This is a genomic window from Rhodococcus globerulus NBRC 14531, assembly GCF_001894805.1.
GTDB classification, from domain to species: domain Bacteria; phylum Actinomycetota; class Actinomycetes; order Mycobacteriales; family Mycobacteriaceae; genus Rhodococcus_F; species Rhodococcus_F globerula.
In genome coordinates, this window is the sequence record NZ_BCWX01000004.1 from 1 (window position 1) to 21563 (window position 21563).

Genomic DNA, 21563 nt, shown 5'->3' on the forward strand with positions numbered 1-21563 from the left:
AGTCGCGAAAATGATGCTCTCGCAGTACATTCACGAAATCGCGCGCGCTCTCGCACCTCAGATGATTCGTGCGAACATCGTCCATCCGACGAACTGCAACACCGGCATGCTGCAGAGCGAGGCGATGTACAAGATTTTCCGTCCGGATCTCGAGAGCCCGACTCTCGACGATGCTGTCGGCCCTTTCCATGTTCAGCAGGCGATGCCGATTCCGTGGGTCGAGCCTGTCGACATCAGCAACGCCGTCCTCTACCTTGCCTCCGATGAAGCACGCTACGTCACCGGCACTCAGATGCGGGTCGATGCGGGCGGTTACCTGAAGATGCATTCCTTCCACCCGTAAACACCCACCGACAGCTCCGAAGGAGATGCACCATGAGAATTCATGTCGACCAGGACATCTGTCAGGGACACACAATCTGCTCGATGGTCGCACCCGACCTCTTCCAACTCAGGGACGAGGACGGGCACGCCTACGCGATCGACGGTGACGTCCCCGCCGAACTCGAGGGCGTCGCGCGCGAGGCCATGCTCTCGTGCCCGGAGCGCGCGATCGTCGAGATCTCCGAGCATGCAATTCAGGAAGCCTGAACCGTAATATCCTCTGGCGCTGCGTAAGAGCGCCTCGATCGCACCCGGAGCAATCATGACAGCAGACGATGTTCGCAATGTCGAAAACCTGAAGAAGTGCCCGATCGACTATCAACGCCACGGGCCGAACTTTCGTATCGAGTTCGCGGAGAAGACACACGAGCTTCATGCGAAGTGTCCGATCGCGTGGACTGATTCATACGAAGACCACTGGGTTGCCAGCGGAATGGACGAGGTTTTCGCACTCGCTCGCCGATCCGACGCGGTAACCAACTTCCGGGACGCCGACGGCAGCAAGAACGGGTACAAGGGCATCTCCATCCCGGCGTATGACTATGGCCCGTACGACACTCCGTCATTCCTCGAGCTGGATCCGCCGGAACAGACCGACTTCCGGAAGACGCTCAACCCCTACTTGTCACCAGCCGCCGTCGTACGGTGGATTCCGGTCATCGACGACCTCGTTCGTGCGTGCATCGACGACAAGATAGAAAGCGGCAGTATCGATTTCGTCCACGACCTCGCGAACGTCGTTCCGGCGGTCGTGACCATGGGCATGTTGGGCCTGCCGCTCACCGACTGGGAAATTCACAACGAACCCGCTCACGCGCTGATGTACACCCCGCCAGGTTCGCCCGACCACGAACGGGTGACGCAGATGGCCATGGACAGCCGTGCCGCCCTGACCGCGGCGGTGCCCGAGGTGCGCGCGAATCCCCGACCAGGCCTGATGGACGCTCTCGTGAAGACAACCGTCGTAGGCAAGCCCCTCACCGACCAGGAGGTCACGGGCACAGCGATGCTGCTGGTGGGCGGCGGGTTCGACACCACAACCGCACTGACCGGTCAGTCCATCCTGTGGTTGTCTCAGCATCCGGCAGAGCGAACTCGTCTCATCGACGAGATCGACACTCTTCTCGACCCGGCGACTGAAGAATTCCTCCGCTATTTCACCCCTGCACAGGGCGACGCGCGGACCTTCAGCCAGGATATCGAGATCAACGGCGTCGAGTTCAAAGAGGGCGAGCGCCTTTGGATCTCATGGGCGATGGCAAACCGATCGCCTAATGTGTTCCCGAACCCGGATGAAGTGGACTTCGACCGCGGTGCGAACCGTCATGCTGCGTTCGGACTCGGTATCCACCGCTGCATCGGCTCGAACGTCGCTCGCGTCCTCTTCAAGCGGATGTTGACCGCGGTGCTCGAACGCATGCCCGACTTCGTCGTCGACTCGGAGAAAGTTGTGCATTACGAGTCCGTAGGGCAGATCAACGGACTGGTGAACATGCCCGCAACGTTCACACCCGGCAAACGGCTCGGTCCCGGCTTCGCCGAGACCATCGATCGAGTGCAGAAGATAGTCATCGAGCAGAGCTTGGCAGAACCTGTGGTGTCACGGAGAGAAGCGGCGAAGGTCGGCGACTGAGAACGTGCGGTGTTGCGGTAGGGAGTCTTGTTCCGAGTATCTCCCTGCCGCATTACACCAATGGACTGGGCTGGGGATGTGAGTAGTGATCCGGCTCGATGTGATGAAAAACTGATCAAGTTACGACAGTTCACGCAACTCCCCCTTGTCCCTCCTAGCTCCAGGCGAGCCGGGAGGGATTAAGGAAGCCTTTTCGTCAAGGATTGGGCACGAGGCCGGCGCCTGCATCGAAGTGAGCTCGAGCAGTCGCTCGCGTGAAGTGAAGTTTCCCGCAGCACTGTCCGCAGAGCGCTGTCCGCTGGCGGGACACACCAATTGTGAACCGAGTCGTCACCAAGGTAGCCCGTCATGTCGGACCGACGTTGCTGTCGCACAGATCTGATCCTCCTAGTCACCGTCGGAGATATAGCTGCGTCAGCCCAGAACCTGGTAGCTCGGGTCTGTGGTGTCCCTTCGCCCCCAGGTTTCAGGTCCCGCTTGATTCGACGTCTCATGCATGAGGTCTGCAACGTAGATCCGATGATCGATTGCCCACAAGTCTTCGCGCAGAGACCATCGATCGACGTATCGGCCGCGGTGAAACACATCGGTGACCGTTCCTCCCGACGGTGCCGACCGCAACCACACGGCGACATACGATTCGCTCTTCGCCGTGCCCGAATTCAGATCGACCGAGATGATGGTGTTGCTCACCATATGGGAATGCGACTCTAACCTGAGGTGGTAAGCCCACACGAAATCGAGAAACCCCGCTGCACTGCCTCGATATCCTGGACCGTAGTCAGCCGTACCGTCTGGGTGCCAGACACTGTCGGCCAGCGGTCGATCCATTCGATCGAGCCCACGGCAGTACGAGTACAGCGATTCGGCGATCTGCTGTCTGGCCGCCAACTCGGCGATGACGTTCGATTCGGTTGAAACCACGGTGAGCACTCTTCCCGCTAGATGTAAAGTGAGAAACTCGTCTTAGCCTACCCAAATCTCTCACCCGGTTCCTTCACGGATTCCGGTGGCCGGTACGACATTCCACCCGACCGCCGAATCACGCGAAAGGCCAAGGCTAGATACAACCTAACGAACGAGCCCTGGCCATCGCTCTGCCTTCACTGTCGTGGAATGCCAACATCCCGACACTCGAAACGCTAAACTTAAAATACAAGGATTAATTTTCAACGAAAGGAATTCCTCGTGATTGCAGCTGATCTACGTGACGAGCTCACGTCGGGCTCCAGCATGAGTGTTGCCATCGCTCGCGAGTTCGACCGAGCTGTGGACAATTACGTCTACGAAGGTTTGGCCGACGGAGCGGTTGTATCCGTACTGTCGTCGCTTGTTTCCGCTGTTGGGATACTGGAAGAGGAAGTCCGGAGTCTTTCGAACATCCTCGCTCAGACCCGAGGCGAGTCAAGGTTCACCACGTCCGGCGAAGCCGCAACTGAGAATTAGGAGCAATCGACAGCGGGTAGGTGGCGTATCGAGCCAATGACGAAGCTCTCGAGGAGACCTTCGCGATCAAAAGCAAGGGGAATGCCCAACTAGGCGGCAAACCAAGCCCAGTCGCGCAAGATCAAACCGTCATATTCGACTTCTCCAGAGACCGCTCTGCGTTGTATCGCAGGATCGCCGACGCAGTGTAATCGTCTACGCCATACCGCTCGGCGACCGCACCGACGAGTCTGGCGGCTCCATCTGCACCACCATCCGCCAAAAGATCCACGAGGACCGCCTGGTCCGCGGCGGCCAAGTCTTCGTCCCTGCTGTGATCCACTATGTGAGCGACGATCAGGGCAGATTGGCCGTTGGCTGGTTCAACAGCCATCACTACCGGCTCTCGCAGTATTCCATCGCGCCGCCGCAGGACTACGTGATTGCAGTGCTTCGCACTGAGCGCGGCGGCGACCTCTGGACGCACATCACGCAGACCACGCCGGGGTTGGTTGACCTGACGTTCCACCGATTCGACGAACGTTTCCCCGAGAATGCTCGCCGCAGCGCTACAGACAGTCACCGTGGACGTGGGTAAGTCGATAACCAGCCTTCCCACCAATGCTGTCGTGCCATCGCCCATTGTCTTCACCCCTACTCGTTCCAGCCGCTAGCCAACAGAGCGCGGATATGACGTACCCCAATGACAAAAACACTATAACTAATTAATACAAGTGAAGGAACTGTCCCGACGGAACCCGATCGAGATCGAGACACGACAATCGCAAGCTCAAGTCTTCTTCGTCGAGGCGATGGGTCCCGCACGAGTACGCAGGGTGTGGACGGGCGTCGGCCAAGACGGCAACCTCTGCGCCAACTCCGGCGCATGAGATAACGATATTGAGACAACCGACGAAGACATTGCGCAGCGTTGGGCTGGAGCGAACACGCAATTCACAGAGCCCCACTCGACGTCAGTCAGATTCAGTGTCGTCGACACTGCACGAGTGATCGCTCTCAGTGGACTGGCGGGCTGCGTGGGCGCGAGTAAGCCGGATGTAACAGTTCTGGACTTTCTGGGCAGCCTTTCCGATCTCCCCCCAAAAAGCGCACCAACCAGGGCAACGACCCGCCACCGTTCTGACGGACCCTGGCGTACTCGAGGCTCAATCCGATGTGGGCGTGTCTTCACCTTGCTCGGCAAGAGGATCGATGGTGTCGACGCCCTCCAACACCGTCAGCTCTTCTTCTGCCTCGGCTAGCAGACCTTTGGCCTCGGCCTCGATCTTCTTCACCCAATCGGACATCCCGAGCCTCGTCTCTTCAATACGGAGTTCTCGATTTCTGGATTCAGGATACGTCGCCGGGCCTCTGCGAGTCAGCCGACTGGCTGCCGAGCTATCTACTCAGACCCGACATCTCCCGCTGGATGGCACAAGCACTTCACCAGCACTACGAGCGACCGTAGCGTGCGGAAAACACAACTGAACTGGAGATCTTCTATGAGTGCGCGCCATCCCGTAGCCCCACTGAATATCCACGATGTAGAGAATTTCGACCACGAAACCGAAGTCCTCGTCGTCGGATACGGCTGCGCGGGTGCAGCGGCAGCGTTGGAGGCCTGCGCTCGTGGCAGTGACGTGATTCTGCTCGAACGGGCAAGCGGTGGAGGCGGGTCGTCCGCACTGTCCGGTGGCGAAATCTATCTCGGCGGCGGCACCGAAACTCAGCGTGCATGCGGATTCTCCGATACTCCCGAAGATATGGCGGCGTACCTCATGGCTGCGCTCGGGCCGGACGCAGACAAAGAGAAAATCGATGCCTACGCCCATGGCAGTTTGGAGCACTACCAGTGGCTGGTCGATCACGGTGTGCCGTTCAAACCGTCGTTGTGGGATTCTCCTACGTGGGTGCCACCTACTGATGACGGTTTGATGTGGCTGGGCGAAAACAGCTGGCCTTACGACGAACTCGCCAAACCAGCTCCGCGTGGTCACCGCGTCACCGCTGACGGCTTCGGCGGCAAGGTATTGATGGCAAAGCTCTCCGAACAGGTGGCTGCACACAATATCGGCGTACACACCGATACATACGCCACACGCCTCATCATGGACGGCATTCGCGTCGTTGGGGTCAGTGCACGTAGTTTCGGCAAGACGGTCACATACCGCGCGCGACGCGGGGTTGTTCTCACCACAGGTGGCTTCGCCGACAATGCCGAGATGGTGGCTCAACACGCACCACAGCTTGTGGGATTGGGCGTGAATAGTGATGGTGGCGACGACGGTCGGGGCATCGTTATCGCCCAGGCAGTCGGAGCTGCCGTCAAACACATGTCTGCCGGCCAGGTGGGAATCACGCTGGTTCCCGCAATGATGGTGCGCGGCATGATCGTCAACAACGTGGGGCAACGCTTCATCAACGAGGATGTATATCCCGGCTTGGTTGGGCAGGCTGCGTTGTACCGACACGGTCTCGATGTCTGGGTAATCCTCGATGAGCAGGCGTACGAAGAAGTCCCCGAAGTAGAACGTTGGGGGGTGCAGCCTCACTATGTGGCCGAAACCCTCGAAGAACTCGAGGAAGAAATCGGGATGCCCGCAGGAGCGTTGGTCACCACGATCGGTGAGTACAACAAGCATGCAGCAGATGGAGTCGACCCGTACTTCCACAAATCTGCGCGTTGGTTGCGTCCGCTCCAATCTCCTTACGCGGCAATTGATGTTCGACGCGGGATGGCGCCTCCCGAGCTTGGCGCATCGAATGGGGGCGGTGCCGAGGTGTTTACCACCGGCGGTCTGTGGACCACTGTCGACGGCAGGGTCCTCAATCTGGACGGGGAAGCTATCCCTGGACTGTTCGCGGCCGGCCGAGCAACATCAGGCCTGCATTCTTGGGGATACATCAGCGGAACCTCGTTGGGAGACGGCACCTTCTTCGGCCGCAGAGCCGGTATCTCGGCGGCCGGCCGATAGACAACCGCAGCCCCGGAGTTCGGCACTCCGGGGCATTCGATCAGTGCTACTCCGGCAGGAAGATCGATTTGAGGCTGTAGTACGACGCGAGCCCTTCCGGCCCCAATTCACGGCCTACCCCACTCGCCTTGACCCCGCCGAAGGGCGAACCCCAGTCCAGGCCATAGGTATTCACTCCGAAGGAACCTGTTTCCACCTTCCGGGCCACGTCGATCCCTCGATCGCGGTCGGCAGTCCACACCGTGCCGCCGAGGCCGTACTCGGAATCATTCGCCAACGCGATGGCGTCGGCTTCGTTGCTGTAGGGGATCACGGTCAGAACCGGCCCGAACACTTCGTCCTTCGCGATGTTCGCGTCGTTGCTCAGATTGCCGAATACTGTCGGCTCAACGAACCATCCACGATCGAGGTGCGCAGGACGCTTGCCACCTGTCGTGACCGTTGCGCCCTCGGCACTTCCCGCGTCGATCATCGACAGAACTCGCTTGTACTGACGCTCGCTGACCAAGGGGCCGACAAAGGTACCGGCATCAGCGGGGTCACCGATCGGCAGCGACGCCGCCATTGCAGTCACCGCATCGAGGAATTCGGAATACCGATTGGCCGGTGCAAGAATTCGCGTCGACATGTAGCACGTCTGACCACTGTTCAGCAGAGACGCCGTGGCCAGGCCTGCCACGGTCGTTTCGATATCAGCATCGTCGAGGATCAACGCGGCTGACTTTCCGCCGAGTTCGAGGGTGACGGGACGCAGAAGTTCACCACAGACTCGACCGATGTGCCTACCGGCAGGTGTCGAACCGGTGAACGCAACCTTGTCGACGCCTGGGTGGGCCACCAAATACTGACCGACGTCGGGGCCGCCGGTCACGATATTGAGAACACCTGCAGGCAGGCCGGCTTCGACGGCAGCTTCCGCCAGGAGGTAGGAGTCGAGTGTCGTTTCGGGAGAAGGCTTGAGCACTACCGTGCAACCGGCGGCCAGTGCAGGAGCGATCTTGAACATCGACAAGATGGCCGGGTAATTCCACGGCGCAATCGCGGCCACGACGCCGACCGGTTCCTTGCGAACGATCGTCGTACCGGCACTGGAGAGACTCTGACGCACTTCTTCGACCGACGACGAACGAATCAGATCGGAGTAGTAGCGCAGCAGCTGCACCGGGGCGTCCCCCTCAGCAAACCGGGCGAGCGTGATCGGCATACCGTTCTGCCGGCTGACCAGCGAAGCTCGCTCCTCCGATCGCCGTTCGACAGCATCCGCGAACCTGTCGAGAATCGCGGCGCGATCGGATCCGTCCAGGTTTGCCCACTCCGAGGAGCGCAGTGCTCGGCCTGCGGCAGCGACGGCCGAGTCGACATCTGCCGTCGAGGATTCCGGAAAAATGCCAAACAACTGTTCGGTAGTTGGCGAGAATACCTGAATCGCACCACCAGTCGCCGGCTTTGCCCACTCGCCGTCGATGAACAGAGTCGAATGCTCGATTTCCATGTCTGCCTCGGTACTTTCAGCTCGGAAGAATAGCCTGAGCGATCGATCGCAGACGCCACTGCAACGCCGTGAAGCCTCAACCTGCAATCGACAGGTTAGCGATCGTTCGTTTGACTACTATCGGTGAGCCACGAGGCGCTGTCAAGGACGTCGTTTGTTTCGGGTACTCGCGGCAGGAACGGGACAAGGCCTACAAACGCACAGTGGCTCGACGCTGAATCAGCGTCGAGCCACATGTGTCTATGCAGGCGAAAGTCAGTCCACGGTAGGCGCCCACTGCACACCGTTGATGTGCCCACCACCGTCGACGAAGAGGGTATTGCCGGTGACATAACGACTGTCGTCACTTGCCAGGAAGGCTGCAACGGGGCCGATATCGTCGAGGGGATCGCCGATCCGCCCCATCGGATTCTGCGCGGCCATGACGGCCACGTTCTCCGGATTAGCTTCGGCAACACGCTTATACGCCGCACTCTGCGCACCGGGGCAGATGACGTTGCAGTTCACGTGCTTGGGAGCCCACTCGCGGGCAGCAGTGCGAGTCAGTGTCCGCAGCGCTTCCTTGGCCGCGTTGTACTGCACCGAGTACATGTGAGCATTCACGCCGTTGAGGCTGCACATGTTGATCACGCGGCCGGTGCCGTGACGCTCGAGTTCCGGCAACGCAGCCTGCATGGCCCAGAAAGCGGCCATCACTGCCATGTCGAAACCGCCGCGCAACTGCTCGTCCGTCATCTTCTCCAGCCGAGCGAAACCGAAAGTCCGCCAAGCATTGTTGACCAGGATGTCAAGGCGTCCGAACCGCTCGACGGCCTTGTCGACCATGGCAAGAACCTGAGCTTTGTCGGTGACGTCGGTGCGGATGAATTCTGCTTCCGCGCCCCACTCGTCGCGCAACCACTGGGCGGTTTCGAGGCCGGCCGCCTCGTCGATCTCGGCAACCAGCACCGACGCGCCTTCACGCGCGAAGGCACCTGCCACACCACGTCCGATGCCCATGCCGGCGCCGGTCACAACAGCTACGCGTCCGTCGAGCTTCCCCACTGGGGTTCCTCCTTCGTCAGAACCCCTACCTGGGGCGCGGAATTGTCTTGTCGATGAACAGACCCTCGACCGAAACGCACACTTCACCGTCGGGCGTCCTGATCTCGCCCACCGTGTGAACCTTGCGGCCTTCTTTGGAGATGAACTTGCCGCTGATGGTCAAGGGCACGAACAACGGGGTCGGACGGTGGTAGCGCGTGCTCAATTGTGCTGTCATACCGGCTGTTCCACCCCAAGCGTTCGCGACACCGAGGACGTGATCGAGCAGCATCGCCGACACGCCACCATGCACGTGGCCGGGAGGGCCCTGGTACGGCAAGGTCAACGTGACAACGCCCTGCACAGAACCGTCTTCGAGTCCTTCGAGAACCACCGGCGGTGCGATGGCGTTTTCTCGACCGGTCACCGGGTCGTGACGAGTGACGCCTTCGCCGTTCCACATGTCGATCAATCGCTCTTCGACCTCGGGCGCATGCTGCTCGAGGTGAGCGACGATGCTGTTGAGTTCCTCGGCAACTCGATCGAGGTTTGCGTTGTCGCGGTCAGTGCGCTGTAGCGCGTCGATGAGCCTGCGCGCCGCCTCGGTCGCACGATCGATGGGAGCATCCTGCGGCGGCGACGTCAGAACCGTTCCGCCCGGATGTGTTGCGGCAGTGGGGTGGGTTCCGACGGTCATCAGTTGATCTCCATTGTGGCGTGCGTGAGAACCGGGGAGTTCTCGCGCTCAGGGCAGGTTGCAGCCAGCGTCAGGGTGTTGCCGTCCTGCCACACCGACGTGGTGATGGATTCGCCCGGGAACAACGAACCGGCAAAGCGCACCGAGTAGTTCTTCACCCGAGAGGGGTCGCCGCCGAGCACACCGTCCACGACGGCCTTGCAGACGATGCCGTACGACGCGAGGCCGTGCAGGATCGGTGCGTCGAAGCCGGCCATCTTCGCGAATGCCGGATCAGCGTGCAGCGGGTTCATGTCTGCACTGAGCCGGTAGAGCAACGCCTGCGACGAGCTGGTTGCGGAGGTGAGCACGGCGTCGGGCGCACGATCGGGAACTCCGGCAACAACCTCGGGGCCGGCGCCTCCACCGAATCCACCTTCACCGCGGGCCCAGATTTGCATTCCGGTGGTCCACAACGGATTACCGTCGGAGTCCGCGGCCGCAGTCTCGAGCACGATGACGGCAGCCTTGCCCTTGTCCCACACATCGGCAATGCGAGTGGAGATGCGCGCAGTACCCGTCGACGGGATCGGCGCGTGCAGGGTCAGCGACTGTCCGCCGTGCAGGATCTTGCGCAGATCGATGTCGATGCCGGGCATGTTCATCGCCGCGGGCGGCAGTACGCCTGCCGAAATGCCCTGACCCGCAACCATCGCGAAGGTCGGAAGAACCTTCAGACCCTTTTCGTACACCCAGGTGAGCTCGGCAGGATCCAGAGCATTTACTCCCGCTCCGAGGCCCAGCTGGTAGAGCATGACGTCGCGGTCAGTCCATGACGCTTCGCGCACAGTCGGTTCGGCGGCCAATGCCACCTCGAGATCGATAGCCATCAGTTCTCCAAAGTTCCGGCTCGGTAGACCGTCACGACGCACGCGCCGCCCAGTCCGAGGTTGTGCTGCAATCCGATTCGAGCGCCCTCGACCTGACGGGCATCTGCGGTACCGCGGAGCTGCCACGTCAGTTCGGCGCACTGCGCCAACCCGGTGGCACCTAGCGGGTGGCCCTTCGAGATCAGGCCGCCAGACGGATTGACGACCCACTGGCCGCCGTACGTCGTGGCACCGGATTCGACGAGCTTGCCGCCTTCACCGGCCGCACACATTCCGAGACCTTCGTAGGTGATGATCTCGTTGATCGCAAAGCAGTCGTGCAGTTCGATGACATCGACGTCGTCGATGCTGATGCCGGCTTCGGCAAAGACCTGCCCGGCGGCCGCAGCCGTCATCGGAGCGCCGACCACGTCGATCATCGACTTCTCGGCAAACGCTGCCTCGGTGTCGGTGGTCATTGCCTGAGCGACGATCTCGATCGCACGGTCCTCGAGTCCGTGTTCACGGACGAACTTCTCACTCACGACGACGGCAGCACCGGCGCCGTCCGAGGTCGGCGAGCACTGCGAACGTGTCAGCGGCGCATGGATCATCTTGTCCTCGAGCACTTGTTCGAGGGTGTACTCGTCACGGAACTGCGCATACGGGTTGTTGACCGAGTGCTTGTGATTCTTGACCGCGACGGCAGCGATCTGTTCGACCGTGGTGCCGTACTTCTGCATGTGCTCGACGGCAGCATTACCGAACAGCTGAGCTGTCATCGGCGAGCGGGCGAACCCGTAATCCTCGACCATGATCTTCAACTGCGAGTCCAAGGTGGTGACCTTGGGCATCTCACCGTTGCCGGTCAGTGCCGTCTTGGTCATCTTCTCGAACCCGACGGCCAGTGCACAGTCGGCTTGTCCGGCCTGGACCCACTCGCGAGCCATCATCAGCGCCGTCGAACCGGTGGCGCAGTTGTTGTTGACGTTGAAAATCGGGATACCGGACAGACCTGTTTCGTACAGGGCACGCTGGCCCGCTGTCGACGCGTTGAACACGTAACCCACTGCAGCGCGCTGGATCTGGTCGTAGCTGATCCCTGCATCGGTGAGTGCGTTCGTGACAGCTTCGGTCACCATGTCCGGGTATTCCCAGTCACGGGTCTCGATCTTCTCGAACTTGGTCATACCCACGCCGATGACGAATGTGCGATTGCTCATGTGCAGATCACTTTCCCGGTTCGGGGTCACGAGGTAGACCCAGGATTCGCTCACCGATGATGTTGAGCTGAACATTCGTTGTACCACCCGCGATGGACATGCACTGCGAGTTCAGGAACATCTGAGTTGCAGACATCCGATGCTGGTCGCCCAGTAGCGAACTCGGTCCGGCCCACTCCATGGCCACGTCCCACACCTGCTGGATGTGCTCGACACCGATGAGCTTCGCAACGGAGGACTCCGCACCAGGCTGCGCACCGGACAGCGAGCGCAGCGTGGTCCGCAGACCCAGCAAACCGCCGGACTGCGCGTCACACAGCACCTTTCCGAGTACCGTCAACTGCTCGTCGTCGATACCGCCTGGCAGTCCGTCGACCAGGCTCAGCAGTGCCTCGCCGCCCGATCCCAGGGAGGAGTCGTTCGACAGCGAGACACGCTCGTTGGCCAGCGTGGTTCGAGCGAGCTTCCAGCCGTCGCCCGGCCCGCCGACGAGGCACTCGTCGGGAACGAAGACGTCGTCGAAGAAGACTTCGTTGAACAGTGCTTCACCGGTGATCTCGCGCAGCGGGCGAATGTCGAGGCCGCTGTTCTTGATGTCGATGAGGAAGTAGGACAGGCCCTTGTGCTTGGGGGCGTCGGCGTCGGTGCGGGCGAGGCAGATGCCCCAGTGCGCGTCGCGTGCCATCGACGTCCATACCTTCTGGCCCTGCAACTTCCAGCCACCGTCGACCTTGGTGGCCTTCGTGCTCAGAGCTGCGAGGTCGGAACCTGCGCCCGGCTCGGAGAAGAGCTGGCACCAGACGATATCACCGCGCAGTGACGGTGGGACGAACTTGGCAAGCTGCTCTTCGTTGCCGTGCGCGATGAGCGTCGGGATGACCCAGTTGCCGATGATCATGTCGTGCGGCTTGATCTTCGCCGCGCGCAGTTCCTCGGCGATCACGAGCTGGCTGACGGCGTCGGCGGACTTGCCCCACGGAGCCGTGAAGTGCGGTGCGGTGTAGCCCTTTTCCGCGAGGTACGTCTTCTGCGCGGCGCCTTCGAGTTCGAGAGCCGGAGCGAGTTCAGCGCGAACATCGGCGCGGATCGCCTCGGCCTCCGGCGGCAATTCGATACTGAGCACGCGGCGGGTGCCGGCAATGGTCAGCGCGGCGACGCGGCGGCGCCAAGAAGCGGTGGAGCCCAACAGAATCCGCAGGGACTGCGCGCGACGCAGGTACAGGTGCGCGTCGTGCTCCCACGTGTAGCCGATTCCGCCGAGCACCTGGATGCAGTCACGGGTGACGGAGAAACCGGCTTCGAGGGCCGTGGCTCCGGCGACTGCTGCTGCGAGAGAAGCCTCTTCGGCACCGACTCCGTTTGCGGGCGTCAGCGCACGCGCTGCGTCCCAAGCACAGACGCGGGCCTGCTCGGCAAGAGCAAGCATCCGGGCAGCCTTGTGCTTGACACCCTGAAACTGACCGATCGGGCGCCCGAACTGCTGACGCACCTTCGCGTAGTCGGCAGAAGTGGTCACCGCCCAGTCGGCCAGACCCGACGCCTCGGCCGCGAACAGGGTTGCGGCGATGTCGAGTACACGCTGGCTGTCGATGTCGAGGATCTCGGCGGCGGTGAGCACCAGTCCGTCGACGGTGACCTCGGAATTACGACGCACGACGTCGTAGCTGGCCAAGTCGGTGACCTCGAGCCGGTCGCGTCCGAGCAGAACGAAACCGCTGTCCGTGGCGAGTAGGAACTGGTCGCCGACATGTCCGCCGAGGATGTGGCTCGACGTTCCGCTGAGGGTAGCGGTGTCACCGTCACGGGTGATCTTCAGCGAACCGGGCTGCACGGCAACAGCTCCGAGTGTGCTGCCGTCGACCAGGCCGGCAAGCGGCGCGGTGACTCCGGCGTCGCTGAGGACTGCGCTGACCAGCACGGTCGGCAGGAACGGGCCGGGAACCATCGAACGCCCCAGTTCCTCGACGACGATCGCAAGTTCGACCAATCCGTATCCGGCGCCACCGAATTCCTCGGCTACGTGCAGACCCAGAAGGCCCTGCTCGGCAAGCCCGTCCCAGAGTTGCGGGCGGGTCTCGACCTTGGCCTCGACAGCTTCGCGGATGACGGCCGGCGTTGCGTGGCGCGCGGCCCAGCCCCGTACGGAATCGCGGAGGTCGCGATCTTCTTCACTCAATCCAATAGTCATGTCTACCTCGTCAATTCGAAAGTGTGAGTACGGATCAGATGCGTTCGATGATGGTGGCGGTCGAGAGAGCTCCACCGGCGCACATCGTGATCAGAGCCGTGGACTTGTCGGAACGCTCGAGTTCGTGCAGCGCCGTCGTGATCAGGCGAGCACCGGTGGAACCGACGGGGTGTCCCAGAGCGATTGCGCCGCCGTTGACGTTGACCTTGGACAGGTCTGCCCCGTGGACCTGCGCCCAGGAGAGGACGACGGAGGCAAAAGCCTCGTTGATTTCGACGAGATCGATGTCGTTCAGGGTCATTCCGGCCTTGTCGAGCACCATCTGGGTGGACTCGATCGGTCCGTCCAGGTGGTAGAAGGGATCGGATCCGACCATGCCGGATGCGATGATCCGCGCGCGGGGCTTGAGGCCCAGTTCCTGTGCGCGCTCTTCACTCATCAGCAGCACTGCTGCGGCTCCGTCGCTGATCTGCGACGAGTTGCCGGCGGTGTGGATATGACCCTCGATGACCGGCTTGAGTCCGGCGAGCGCTTCCGCAGTGGTCTCGCGAAGGCCGCCGTCACGGGTCACCGTAGCGATCTCGCCGGTCGGCGTACCTTCCTTGGTGACGACCGGAGCCTTGACGGGCACGATTTCACGGTCGAAGCGACCTTCGGCCCACGCCTGGGCTGCGCGGCGCTGCGACTCGAGACCGAATGCGTCGACGTCGGCGCGCGTGATGCCACGCTTCTCGGCAATTCGCTGCGCAGAGGTGAACTGGTCGCCCATGTCGATCGTCCAGTCGTCCGGGTACGGGTTTCCCGTTCCGGGCGCATTTGCCTGGCCCAGGAACACACGACTCATAGCCTCGACGCCACAGCCGATACCGGCTGAGATCTGACCCGAGGAAATGAGGCCGGAAATCAAATGCACTGCCTGCTGGGCAGATCCACAGGCGCAGTCGATGGTGGTTGCCGCGGTGCTGTACGGCAGTCCGGCGTGCAGCCATGCCTGACGCGTGACGTTGTTGGACTGCTCGCCCGCCTGAGTGACACAGCCGCCGATGATCTGTCCGATGTCTTCCGGGGCGACGCCTGCCCGTTCGAGAACTCCGAGCTGCGCTGCTCCCAGAATCTCGGCGGGGTGCAGTCCCGCCAGCGCGCCGCGACGACGGCCGATCGGTGTGCGGGCGGCTTCGACGATGACTGCATGGCCCATGATGAGCGCTCCTTCGTAGAGATATCGGTTGGTGAGCTGGCTCACCTATCACTTTTCTGCAATGTATTCTATTTATTTAAGTAGAGCAACGCGGCGGTCCACGTTCAGTACGCTTCTTGAATTAGAATTCATTTCAATTTTGAGAATAAGACAAGCTCAACGCCCGGAGGCGAATCGCTGTCAGTGCCGCGAAAGATTGACCAGAAGCAAATCGCAGCCCTTGCGGATGTCGTACTCCGCGTCGGGAATCGAGATCCTGCCGTTGAGGCAGGACTGAATCACGCCGAACCACAGCTGCATCAGCAGTCGCAATGCGGTGTTGTCGTCTTCGGTGGGATTGTCGATTCCCGCCGCATCCAACACGATCTGACGAAAACCCCGATCGATCTTGCCTGCATCGGGAACTGTTGCGACGTTGGCGGTGCTGGTTGATTGCAGCATCGCTGTCGAGAGGGCCGGCCGACGCAGTAATCCACGGGTGGCGCGCACCAACACTTCGTAGACGGCATCCTGCGGATTTGCCGACTGCACCTGATGCTTGGTGAAGGTGTCGCCGATCTGATCGATCTGCTCGACCATCACGGCAACGAACAAGTGAGTTTTCGACGGGAAGTAGCGGTACAGCGTCCCGATAGCGACTCCGGCACGCTTCGCGACCTCGTGCATCTGGACGCGAGCAAGTTCCTTCTCCGTCGCCAGCTCTTCTGCAGCTTGCAACATCCGAACATGGCGTGCCCGCTGCTCGTCCGAACTGGGCTCGGCCGCGTCTCTGACCTCGGCAATTCTCGGCACCGTCGCCCCTAATCATCCTGTGAGTGTGTAGCGGCCGCGGACGACCGAGTCAATTCTCGCACCCAATCCCCGCATGTCGGCATATTGCCCGCTGAGTGAGACCTGACATAGCCAACGCGGGTCACTGGGTATTGCGTATAGGCCCCACCCTCTTCGAGTTAGGACGCAATGATGCAGGACTGGACCACGGAGTGCGACGTATTGGTCGTCGGTTCCGGCGGCGGCGCGCTGACCGGTGCTTATACCGCCGCAGCTGCCGGATTGAGCACCATCGTGATCGAAAAGACCAACCGCTTCGGCGGAACGTCGTCGTACTCCGGAGCTTCCATCTGGCTGCCGGGAACTCAGGTCCAGGAACGTGCCGGCCTGCCCGATTCCACCGAGTACGCGCGCACATACCTGCGCTCACTGCTCGGTGATTCCGAGTCCGATCGCCAGGACGCCTACGTCGACACAGCCCCCGCTGTCGTCGCGCTACTGGAGAAGAACCCGAACATCGAATTCGAGTTCCGGGCTTTCCCCGACTACTACAAGGCTGAAGGCCGGATGGACACGGGACGCTCCATCAACCCGCTCGATCTCGACCCGGCTGACATCGGCGACCTCGCAGAACTGGTTCGTCCCGAGCTCGATCAGGACCGAACCGGCCAGGGCCATGCGCCCGGCAAGATGATCGGCGGACGTGCACTGATCGGCCGTCTACTCGCAGCCGTTCAGAGCACCGGCAAGGCCGATCTGCGCACCGAAACCACTCTCACCTCCTTGATCGTCGAAGACGGCCGCGTTGTCGGCGCCGAGGTCGAATCCGGTGGCGAAACCCAGCGCATCAAGGCAAACCGCGGCGTGCTCATGGCGGCCGGTGGAATCGAAGGCAACGACACGTTGCGCGAGCAGTCAGGCACCCCGGGCAAGGCCATCTGGAGCATGGGCCCGTTCGGCGCGAATACCGGCGACGCGATCAGTGCCGGCGTTGCTGTCGGCGGCGCAACAGCGCTGCTGGATCAGGCCTGGTTCTGCCCCGGCATCGAGCAGCCCGACGGCAGCGCCGCATTCATGGTCGGTGTCCGCGGCGGGCTGATCGTCGACAAGGCCGGCGAGCGCTACCTCAACGAGTCGCTGCCGTACGACCAGTTCGGCCGCGCGATGGACGCGCACAACGACAATGGTTCTGCCGTACCGTCGTTCATGATCTTCGATTCCCGTGAACGCGGCGGATTGCCCGCGATCAGCATCCCCAACACCCCTCCCGCCAAGCACCTCGAGGCTGGAACCTGGGTTGCTGCAGACACTCTCGAAGAGCTCGCAGAAAAGACCGGCATCCCGGCTGACGCGCTGCGTAGCACCGTCGAAAAGTTCAACGACGCAGCAAAATTGGGTGTCGACGAGCAGTTCCACCGCGGCGAAGATCCCTACGATGCGTTCTTCTGCCCGCCCAACGGCGGCGCTAACGCAGCACTCACCGCAATCGAGACCGGCCCGTTCTACGCGGCACGCATCGTTCTCAGTGACCTCGGCACCAAGGGCGGCTTGGTCACCGACATCGACGGCCACGTTTTGCGCGCCGACGGTACCGTGATCGACGGCCTCTACGCAGCAGGCAACACGAGCGCGTCGCTCAGCGGCCGCTTCTACCCCGGCCCCGGCGTCCCGCTGGGTACGGCCATGGTCTTCTCCTACCGAGCAGCCCAGGATATGGCGAAGTAGCACAACACAGGCAAGTGGGGCAGGCGATGTCGTACCGCCTGCCCCACTTGCTTTGTTTCACGGCGTGGCGATATCGAAATTCGGATCGAAGGTATCCATCACCTCGGCCAGCGTCTTCAAAACCGACAGATCACCTGTTGCACTTACTTTCCCACCGTCGAGAATCGCTGATGCGTCACCCGGTTTCAGCAGGATTCCCGCAAGTAGAGGCTTGGGACCGCTGAGCGTCAGTTGCGCATCCGGGACGTGCCCTGCCCGAGCGTTCAACACCGCCCGTCGCACCCACATGTTCCAATCCTGTTTTGTGTCAGCAAAACTGAAGTTGATGGAAATGTCGACGTCGTCCGCCTTTTCGGCGATGAGATGTACACCCGCATAGTCGAAGAGCAGATCGATCGGCATCGCAAGAATTGTGTCGGTTGTGTCGGTGTTGATCTGGCCTGCACCGGTCACCCCGTTCCGCAGTTCCATCGCTGTGGCGAGAAAGATCGAACGATACTGCGGCACTTCCTGCTGGTATCCGAGCTGCTCGTAGGCGTCGGCCTGCAGGTTCTTCGCCTCGACGTCGTCAGGGTCGGCAAAAACGAGGTGGTGCAGCAGTTGCACTGCCCACCGGTAGTCACCGGACTCGAAAGCGTTGCGCCCTTCGGCAAGCAACTTTTCACGTCCGATCAGGTCGACGTGGCGCTTGGCATGATCTACCGGCAACAACGGCAAAATCGTCGCAGGGTCACCGTCCCAGAAGCCGAGCTCCTTGTGGAAGACAGCGCGAACGTTGTGATGCAATCCGCCGTGGTAGTAGCGGTTGTACCACTTCTGACCGATTGCCTCCGGTAGCCGGACGACCTCCGCAGCTTCGAGCGGCGTGTAGCCCTGGTTCGCGAATCGTAGCGCCTGATCGTGAATGAACTTGTACATGTCCCGTTGCGATTCAAGGAATTCCACCACCGTGGCGTTCCCCCACACCGGCCACGTGTGTGGACCGTGATGCACTTCGACGTCGGCACCCCATCGCACCAAGGTCTCATCCAGATACCTGGCGAAGTTGCGCGCATCTCGGGTACGTGCGCCTCGGATCGTCTGGATGTTGTGCATCGAGTGATTGGCGTTCTCGGCACAGGTGAGTGCTTTGATGGCCGGGATCCAGATGTGCATCTCCTCCGGTGCTTCGGTGTCAGGAGCGTAGAGGAACTCGAAATCCCACCCGCCGAGATTGCGTACCTCACCGGTCTTGGTGATGCCGTCGGTCGGCGGAATGTAGGTCATGTGGATGTTCATTCCGTCAGCGCCAGAGCCCAGGCCAACGGTCACCAGCCCGCAATCACATTGCGGCAGAATCAAACCGAAGGTGTATCCCATCCGCCGCGACATCGCATTACCGGTGATGACATTCTCGCCGATCGCGAACTTGTTGAAAGACTCGATGGTTCCGGGCGCGACGATCGGGACTTTTCCCGATGCCACGTCTGCTTCGTCGACCAGGCCTTTGACTCCGGCGTAATGGTCGAAGTGTGTGTGGGTGTAGATGATCGCGGCGATAGGTTTGTCATTGTTCAGCTCACGCCGGAACAGTTCGAGTCCTGCTTTGGCAAGGTCGGCGCTGGTGGTGGTGTCGATGATGACGAGCCCGTCGGGGGCGTCGACGATGGTCAGGTTAACCGCGAATCTGACTTGGTACAGACCGTCGACAACCTTGTACAGACCGGACCGCTTCACTACCTGCGACTGGCGCCACAGGCTGGGGTTGACGGACTCTGGCGCAGGTTTGTCGTCAGCGATGTACTCGAGTGGTCGACCGTCGTGGATCAGCTCGCCCTTGTCGTTGAAGACCTGGTCGTTTTCCCACCCGGTGATGAACCCCCGGTCCGCGTCACCAAAATCTTCCCGATCCGACATCGGATAATTAGCCACCGCCGCGCGGTTGATCTCAGCGGTGAATGCTGTTGCTGGTTTTTCCTGCCCGGAACATGACGTCTCCTCCGACTTCGTCTCAGAACCCTCAGGAGTCAATCTGGCCTGCCGACACCGTCGGCGCATCACCCGTAAGAGATGAGATCAAACCGCAGCAGTATTACTCCGCGGCTCGAAACTCCGCGCACATACTTCGGAAATCTTCATCGTCGGCCGGATCCGTCGGGATCGCCAAGGCAACGCCGTCACAGATGCTTCCGTACTTCGTAGTCAGCACTTCCGGCAACTCTGAATACGTGCATTGTGTGATCAACCCGTCGAGAACGTCGTCGGTAAGTACGCCGGCCAGATCGGCCCAGCCGCCCGAGCGCGCCATCGACGTCAACTTCTCACCGACCTCAGGGAATCCCAGTACATCCAACGCAATTCGGTAGGCCGGTGTGGAGTAAAGGAACGCAAGCTCTTTGCGTACCGGCTCACGGGCCGCAGCTACTGCGGCGCCATCACGCCCGGTGATCACCTTCGGAACTGCGACAATCCGAGGTTTCCGGCCACCGGACTCGAGCGCCGGAATTATCTTCTCCCTGAGCACTTTCGGATGTGAACTCGTCGGATGTGCAACAAAACCGTCGGCAACCTCGCCTGCCAGGGCGCACATCCGCGCGTTCACCCCGCCCGTCCAGATCTCGGGTGCGGGGACGTCGATCGGCCCCGGATTGAAATACGGCTGCAACCGATTGAATGTGTAGTGCGTGCCCTCGTGGTCGAGAGCACTACCGGATCGGAAAGCCTGGAATATCGACCGGACAGCACCGACGTAATCGCGCAGTTGCGCAACAGGATCAGTCCACGGCATCGAATACCGTCCGACGATGTTTCCGCGCACCTGAGTTGCCAAACCCAACTGGAACCGCCCGCCGGAGAAGTCCGCCAGATCCCAGGCCGCCAATGCCGTCAGCATCGGACTACGCGCAAACGCCACCACCATGGACGTCCGCACGGTGAGCCTGGAACTGTGCTCAATGGCCAGAGCCGCAACGGCAAACGGATCTCGAACGGTCTCCGAAATGTGCACGGTGTCGAAACCGAGTTCCTCGATGCGGCGCACCCGTTCCGCAACGTGCCGGAGCGGGGTATCGGCAGGCAGCGACGTCACTAATTCCATGTGAATCCAACTACTCCAGACGTATCGACAACAACTTTCCTTCCGTTGCCACCTTACGTGCGTGCTCGTTGAAATCCGGTGCCGCACAGACAAACAGTGTTCGTCCGTCTGCCCCACCCAACCCGCAGGCAAACACCCCGGTTTCGAAGGGAATCTCGTCGATCACTCCAGATCCCGCCGCCACATGAAGTATCCGACTACCGATTGCGTCGGCTACCCACATCGAATCGTCCGCATCGATGCAGCACCCGTCGGGCGCGATCACCATCTGGGAAATGGTGGACTCCATCGTCGAACCATCAGGCACGCCGCCGAACGTCGCCCAATCACGACGCTCCCCCAGGGAACCGTCGTCCGCGACGGAGAAAACACTGATGCGATTGCCCAAGGTCTCGTCCACCAGCAGTTCCCCACTGGAAGTCAGTGCCATGCCGTTGGGAAAGTGCAGATCCCGCGCCACAACATGCACGCTGCCATCCGGATCGACCCGCAGCAGATCCGCAGTCTCCACCGCCGCCAGATTCATCAGATCGAACCCGAAGTTGCCGACGTACGCACGGCCGTGAGCGTCGACGAGCATGTCGTTGACGTTGCCGCTCACATACTTCGACAGGTCCGCATGAACGACCAGTTGCCCGTCCGGTTCGCGACGAAGGACCTTCTGATCGCGCATCGACACCACAAGCAACCTGCCGTCCGGCAACCAGCCGAGACCCGACGGCTGCCCGGGCACTTCGGCCTCGACGCGAACATCCGTTCCGTCTTCGCGAGCCGAAACCACCTGGTGGCTATAGAAATCCGATACCCAGATGCGGTCGTCGTGCCAACGTGGGCATTCGAAATAGGTGTAGCCGTCGAGTACGACGGTCGTCTCACGCGCCATGGCCTTGGACTCCCCTTGCATC

The 21563-nt window shown here is 61.3% G+C and carries 20 protein-coding genes; 6 read left to right on the forward strand and 14 right to left on the reverse strand.

Translation table 11 applies throughout. The features are described 5' to 3' along the window. From RG2_RS20475 to RG2_RS20485, 3 genes are all read left to right on the forward strand, one after another. Positions 1-343, forward strand: a 343-nt coding sequence (locus RG2_RS20475) for an SDR family oxidoreductase (protein ID WP_139278895.1), incomplete at its 5' end; no start/stop codon positions are given. 32 nt (positions 344-375) lie between these two features. Continuing rightward, positions 376-591 carry a ferredoxin gene (locus RG2_RS20480; RefSeq protein ID WP_033233201.1) on the forward strand — a complete coding sequence of 72 codons (216 nt, stop codon included), beginning with the start codon at positions 376-378 and terminating at the stop codon, positions 589-591. Between the two features lie 55 nt (positions 592-646). Then, positions 647-2017 (forward strand): cytochrome P450, encoded by a 1371-nt coding sequence (locus RG2_RS20485; RefSeq protein WP_033233202.1) that lies wholly within the window; start codon positions 647-649, stop codon positions 2015-2017. A gap of 414 nt (positions 2018-2431) precedes the next feature. On the opposite strand, the gene RG2_RS20490 is transcribed toward RG2_RS20485, so the two are convergent. Further along, a complete protein-coding gene (locus RG2_RS20490; RefSeq protein ID WP_033233802.1) occupies positions 2432-2941 on the reverse strand; it encodes a nuclear transport factor 2 family protein in 510 nt (169 codons plus the stop codon). Between the two features lie 264 nt (positions 2942-3205). Here RG2_RS20490 and RG2_RS20495 point away from each other — a divergent pair, with 264 nt between their 5' ends. Continuing rightward, positions 3206-3463, forward strand: coding sequence for a hypothetical protein (locus RG2_RS20495; protein WP_033233203.1), 258 nt, complete (start codon positions 3206-3208; stop codon positions 3461-3463). Positions 3464-3584: 121 nt separating this feature from the next. Here the strand turns inward: RG2_RS20495 and RG2_RS20500 are convergent, their stop codons facing one another. Together RG2_RS20500 and RG2_RS31890 are read right to left on the reverse strand one after the other, a co-directional pair. Continuing rightward, positions 3585-4085: a hypothetical protein gene (locus tag RG2_RS20500; RefSeq protein ID WP_033233204.1), complete on the reverse strand. Its 501-nt coding sequence runs from the start codon at positions 4083-4085 to the stop codon at positions 3585-3587. 523 nt (positions 4086-4608) lie between these two features. Then, on the reverse strand, positions 4609-4749 hold the full coding sequence (locus RG2_RS31890) for a hypothetical protein (protein ID WP_165826230.1): 141 nt from the start codon (positions 4747-4749) through the stop codon (positions 4609-4611). 195 nt (positions 4750-4944) lie between these two features. Between RG2_RS31890 and RG2_RS20505 the strand changes: the two genes are divergently transcribed. Then, positions 4945-6417 carry an FAD-dependent oxidoreductase gene (locus RG2_RS20505; RefSeq protein WP_051730393.1) on the forward strand — a complete coding sequence of 491 codons (1473 nt, stop codon included), beginning with the start codon at positions 4945-4947 and terminating at the stop codon, positions 6415-6417. Between the two features lie 46 nt (positions 6418-6463). Here RG2_RS20505 and RG2_RS20510 read toward each other — a convergent pair whose 3' ends face one another. From RG2_RS20510 to RG2_RS20545, 8 genes are all read right to left on the reverse strand, one after another. Then, positions 6464-7909, reverse strand: coding sequence for an aldehyde dehydrogenase (locus RG2_RS20510; RefSeq protein WP_033233205.1), 1446 nt, complete (start codon positions 7907-7909; stop codon positions 6464-6466). A 255-nt stretch (positions 7910-8164) separates the two neighbouring features. After that, positions 8165-8953 (reverse strand): SDR family NAD(P)-dependent oxidoreductase, encoded by a 789-nt coding sequence (locus RG2_RS20515; protein ID WP_033233207.1) that lies wholly within the window; start codon positions 8951-8953, stop codon positions 8165-8167. A 25-nt stretch (positions 8954-8978) separates the two neighbouring features. Next, the gene (locus RG2_RS20520; RefSeq protein WP_033233208.1) at positions 8979-9629 is read right to left on the reverse strand and encodes a PaaI family thioesterase; all 651 of its coding nucleotides are present in this window, start codon (positions 9627-9629) and stop codon (positions 8979-8981) included. Further along, on the reverse strand, positions 9629-10498 hold the full coding sequence (locus RG2_RS20525) for a MaoC/PaaZ C-terminal domain-containing protein (protein WP_033233210.1): 870 nt from the start codon (positions 10496-10498) through the stop codon (positions 9629-9631). Before RG2_RS20525 ends, RG2_RS20520 begins: the two co-directional genes overlap by 1 nt. Beyond that, positions 10498-11700 (reverse strand): lipid-transfer protein, encoded by a 1203-nt coding sequence (locus RG2_RS20530; protein WP_033233211.1) that lies wholly within the window; start codon positions 11698-11700, stop codon positions 10498-10500. Before RG2_RS20530 ends, RG2_RS20525 begins: the two co-directional genes overlap by 1 nt. Before the next feature lie 7 nt (positions 11701-11707). Further along, on the reverse strand, positions 11708-13888 hold the full coding sequence (locus RG2_RS20535; RefSeq protein WP_033233212.1) for an acyl-CoA dehydrogenase family protein: 2181 nt from the start codon (positions 13886-13888) through the stop codon (positions 11708-11710). Positions 13889-13922: 34 nt separating this feature from the next. Beyond that, positions 13923-15086 (reverse strand): steroid 3-ketoacyl-CoA thiolase, encoded by a 1164-nt coding sequence (locus tag RG2_RS20540; protein ID WP_033233804.1) that lies wholly within the window; start codon positions 15084-15086, stop codon positions 13923-13925. A 180-nt stretch (positions 15087-15266) separates the two neighbouring features. Further along, complete coding sequence (locus RG2_RS20545; RefSeq protein WP_033233213.1) at positions 15267-15878, reverse strand: TetR/AcrR family transcriptional regulator; 612 nt, start codon at positions 15876-15878, stop codon at positions 15267-15269. A gap of 171 nt (positions 15879-16049) precedes the next feature. Between RG2_RS20545 and RG2_RS20550 the strand changes: the two genes are divergently transcribed. Then, positions 16050-17582 (forward strand): FAD-dependent oxidoreductase, encoded by a 1533-nt coding sequence (locus tag RG2_RS20550; RefSeq protein ID WP_033233805.1) that lies wholly within the window; start codon positions 16050-16052, stop codon positions 17580-17582. 57 nt (positions 17583-17639) lie between these two features. Here the strand turns inward: RG2_RS20550 and RG2_RS20555 are convergent, their stop codons facing one another. From RG2_RS20555 to RG2_RS20565, 3 genes are all read right to left on the reverse strand, one after another. Beyond that, a complete protein-coding gene (locus RG2_RS20555) occupies positions 17640-19493 on the reverse strand; it encodes an alkyl/aryl-sulfatase (protein WP_255285233.1) in 1854 nt (617 codons plus the stop codon). A gap of 160 nt (positions 19494-19653) precedes the next feature. Further along, positions 19654-20658: a TIGR03617 family F420-dependent LLM class oxidoreductase gene (locus RG2_RS20560; protein ID WP_033233214.1), complete on the reverse strand. Its 1005-nt coding sequence runs from the start codon at positions 20656-20658 to the stop codon at positions 19654-19656. Between the two features lie 10 nt (positions 20659-20668). Next, on the reverse strand, positions 20669-21541 hold the full coding sequence (locus RG2_RS20565) for an SMP-30/gluconolactonase/LRE family protein (RefSeq protein WP_033233807.1): 873 nt from the start codon (positions 21539-21541) through the stop codon (positions 20669-20671). Positions 21542-21563 lie beyond the last annotated feature (22 nt).

What these genes read in the sequence shown, in the direction of transcription:
- RG2_RS20480 (WP_033233201.1), top strand. Translation starts at nt 376, where the DNA reads ATGAGAATTCATGTCGACCAGGACATCTGTCAGGGACACACAATCTGC.
- RG2_RS20485 (WP_033233202.1), top strand. Translation starts at nt 647, where the DNA reads ATGACAGCAGACGATGTTCGCAATGTCGAAAACCTGAAGAAGTGCCCG.
- RG2_RS20500 (WP_033233204.1), bottom strand. Translation starts at nt 4,085, where the DNA reads ATGGGCGATGGCACGACAGCATTGGTGGGAAGGCTGGTTATCGACTTA.
- RG2_RS31890 (WP_165826230.1), bottom strand. Translation starts at nt 4,749, where the DNA reads ATGTCCGATTGGGTGAAGAAGATCGAGGCCGAGGCCAAAGGTCTGCTA.
- RG2_RS20505 (WP_051730393.1), top strand. Translation starts at nt 4,945, where the DNA reads ATGAGTGCGCGCCATCCCGTAGCCCCACTGAATATCCACGATGTAGAG.
- RG2_RS20510 (WP_033233205.1), bottom strand. Translation starts at nt 7,909, where the DNA reads ATGGAAATCGAGCATTCGACTCTGTTCATCGACGGCGAGTGGGCAAAG.
- RG2_RS20520 (WP_033233208.1), bottom strand. Translation starts at nt 9,629, where the DNA reads ATGACCGTCGGAACCCACCCCACTGCCGCAACACATCCGGGCGGAACG.
- RG2_RS20525 (WP_033233210.1), bottom strand. Translation starts at nt 10,498, where the DNA reads ATGGCTATCGATCTCGAGGTGGCATTGGCCGCCGAACCGACTGTGCGC.
- RG2_RS20530 (WP_033233211.1), bottom strand. Translation starts at nt 11,700, where the DNA reads ATGAGCAATCGCACATTCGTCATCGGCGTGGGTATGACCAAGTTCGAG.
- RG2_RS20535 (WP_033233212.1), bottom strand. Translation starts at nt 13,888, where the DNA reads ATGACTATTGGATTGAGTGAAGAAGATCGCGACCTCCGCGATTCCGTA.
- RG2_RS20540 (WP_033233804.1), bottom strand. Translation starts at nt 15,086, where the DNA reads ATGGGCCATGCAGTCATCGTCGAAGCCGCCCGCACACCGATCGGCCGT.
- RG2_RS20550 (WP_033233805.1), top strand. Translation starts at nt 16,050, where the DNA reads ATGCAGGACTGGACCACGGAGTGCGACGTATTGGTCGTCGGTTCCGGC.
- RG2_RS20560 (WP_033233214.1), bottom strand. Translation starts at nt 20,658, where the DNA reads ATGGAATTAGTGACGTCGCTGCCTGCCGATACCCCGCTCCGGCACGTT.
- RG2_RS20565 (WP_033233807.1), bottom strand. Translation starts at nt 21,541, where the DNA reads ATGGCGCGTGAGACGACCGTCGTACTCGACGGCTACACCTATTTCGAA.